Here is a 2,730-nt window from a genome sequence, read left to right as displayed (position 1 = left end):
GACGTCCAGCCGGTAGTCGATCCCCATCACCTTGACGGTGGTCGTCCGGGTGGTGTGCTTGATCAGGTAGTCGCGGTCCGGCTCCAGCGCCGCCCCGTCGGCCATCCAGCACACGGTGGCGTCGAAGTCTTGGGCCACCCGCGGAAGGTTGTTGGCGTCGGCGATCATGTCGCCGCGGGAGACGTCGACGTCGTCGGCCAGGGTGATCGAGACCGCCATCGGCGCGAAGGCTTCGGCCACCGGTCCGTCGGGTCCGTTGATGAGGTTGATCCGGCTCGGCTTGCCGGAGGGCAGCACCACCACGTCGTCACCCGGTCGCATCACCCCGCTGGCGATCGTGCCCGCATACCCCCGGTAGTCCTGAGCGTCACGGGTCTGCGGCCGGATCACGTACTGCACCGGGAAGCGCGCGTCGACCAGGTTGCGGTCGGCGCCGATGTAGACGTCCTCCAGATGGGAGAGCAGCGTCGGTCCGTCGTAGTAGGGGGTGTTCTCGCCCTTGGCGACCACGTTGTCGCCGAGCAGCGCCGACATCGGGATGGTGGTCACGTCGTGCACGTCGAGGCGGGTGGCGAAAGCCTCGAAGTCGTGCCGGATCGCCTCGAACTGCTCCTCGTCCCAGTCGATCAGGTCCATCTTGTTGACCGCGAGGACGATGTGCTGGATGCCGAGCAGCGACGCCAGGAAGGTGTGCCGGCGGGACTGTTCCCGCAGCCCGTGCCGGGCGTCGACCAGCACGATCGCCAGCTGCGCGGTGGAGGCGCCGGTGACCATGTTTCGGGTGTACTGGATGTGGCCCGGGGTGTCGGCGATGATGAATTTCCGCTTGGGCGTGGTGAAGTAGCGGTAGGCGACGTCGATGGTGATGCCCTGCTCACGTTCGGCGCGCAGGCCGTCGGTGACCAGCGCCAGATCGGTGTAGTCGTTGCCGCGTTCCTCGGAGGTGCGCTGCACCGACGCCAACTGGTCCTCCATCACCGCCTTGGCGTCGTACAGCAGCCGGCCGATCAGGGTGGACTTGCCGTCGTCGACCGATCCGGCGGTGGCGATGCGCAGCAAGGTTGTTGGCGCCACGGATTGAGTCATCAGAAGTACCCCTGTCGCTTGCGGTCTTCCATGGCCGCCTCGGAGATCCGGTCGTCGGCGCGGGTCGCGCCCCGCTCGGTGAGCCGGGACACCGCGGTCTCGGCGATCACCTCGTCCGCGGTGGCCGCGGTCGACTCCACGCATCCGGTACAGGTGACGTCGCCGACGGTGCGGAACCGCACCGTCGCCTCGAAGACCTCTTCGTCCGGCCGGGGCTGCAGGTGCTCGTGCACCGCCAGCAGCATCCCGTCGCGGTTGAACACCTTGCGTCGGTGGGCGAAGTAGATCGACGGCAGGGTGACCTTCTCCTCGCCGATGTAGGACCAGATGTCGAGTTCGGTCCAGTTCGACAGCGGAAACACCCGGATGTGCTCGCCGCGACGGTGCCGCCCGTTGTAGAGGTTCCACAGCTCGGGGCGCTGCGCCTTCGGCTCCCACTGGCCGAACTCGTCGCGAAAGCTGAACACCCGCTCCTTTGCCCGCGCTTTCTCCTCGTCGCGCCGGGCGCCGCCGAACGCAGCGTCGAATTTGTTCTCCCCGATCGCGCGCAGCAGGGTGACGGTCTGGATCGGGTTGCGCGACGGGCCATTGTCGGCCACCCGTCCGGCGTCGATGTCGTCTTGCACCGAGGCCACCAGCAACCGCGCCCCGGCCTCGGCGACCAGCTGATCGCGAACCGCGATGACCTCGTCGAAGTTGTGGCCGGTGTCGACGTGCATCACCGGAAACGGCAGCCGGCTCGGGCGGAACGCCTTCGCCGCCAGGTGCAGCATCACGATCGAGTCCTTGCCGCCGGAGAACAGCAGCACCGGACGCTCGAACTCGGCGGCCACCTCCCGGATGATGTGGATGGCCTCGGCCTCCAGCGCCTGCAGGTGGCTCAGCTCGTACTCCACGGCGGCTGGGGATATGGCGGTCTGTCCGGACATGGCCCTCCTCGCATGATTCTTCCGCATAATTCCGGTAAAGATAGCCAGATTTATTGGTTTACGTGCCTATGAAACCAGCCGGTCGGCTCGCTGTCAAACCGGCGGCGTGCGGTCTTGCTGCACCTGCCGCCCGGAGCTGGCGAGCAGGTGCAGAAACTGACACCGGAGTGGCGCTCGGCCCAGCTCCGATTAGGCTCACATCGGTGACGACGGCAACCGGTGACCGCGCATGACGCGCTACCTCGCCGGCCGGGCTCTCAACTACGCGGTGCTGCTGGCGCTGGCGTCGTTTCTCACCTTCTGCCTGACGTCGGTGACGTTCTCGCCGCTGGACAGCCTGATGCAGCGCAGTCCGCGGCCGCCGCAGGCGGTGATCGACGCCAAGGCCGCCGACCTCGGCCTGGACAAGCCGATCCCGGTGCGTTACGCGCACTGGGCGTCGCACGCCGTTCGCGGCGACTTCGGCGTCACCGTCACCGGCCAGCCGGTCTCCAACGAACTGTGGCGACGCGTCGCGGTGAGCCTGCGCCTGCTGGTGGTCGGCTCGGTGGCCGGCACCATCATCGGCGTGGTCGCCGGGGCGTGGGGGGCGGTCCGGCAGTACCGGATGAGTGATCGGGTGATCACCATGGCGTCGTTGCTGGTGCTGTCCATCCCGACGTTCGTGCTGGCCAACCTGGTGATCCTGGCGGCGCTGCGGGTCAACTGGGTGCTC

At 67.6% G+C, this 2,730-nt stretch carries 3 protein-coding genes; 1 reads left to right on the top strand and 2 read right to left on the bottom strand.

The window, feature by feature from the left end:
* Both AC2VNT_RS16695 and cysD read right to left on the bottom strand, forming a co-directional pair.
* A partial coding sequence (locus AC2VNT_RS16695; protein WP_486947915.1) for a sulfate adenylyltransferase subunit 1 occupies positions 1 to 1,086 on the bottom strand: 1,086 nt, incomplete at its 3' end.
* Positions 1,086 to 2,042 carry a sulfate adenylyltransferase subunit CysD gene (cysD, locus tag AC2VNT_RS16690; RefSeq protein WP_486947914.1) on the bottom strand — a complete coding sequence of 319 codons (957 nt, stop codon included), beginning with the start codon at positions 2,040 to 2,042 and terminating at the stop codon, positions 1,086 to 1,088. The genes AC2VNT_RS16695 and cysD, both read right to left, overlap by 1 nt.
* A 202-nt stretch (positions 2,043 to 2,244) precedes the next feature.
* Here cysD and AC2VNT_RS16685 point away from each other — a divergent pair.
* A partial coding sequence (locus AC2VNT_RS16685; protein ID WP_486947913.1) for an ABC transporter permease family protein occupies positions 2,245 to 2,730 on the top strand: 486 nt, incomplete at its 3' end.

It is taken from the genome of Mycobacterium sp. TH-M15, assembly GCF_057473705.1.
This window is presented reverse-complemented; position numbering and strand designations above follow the sequence as displayed.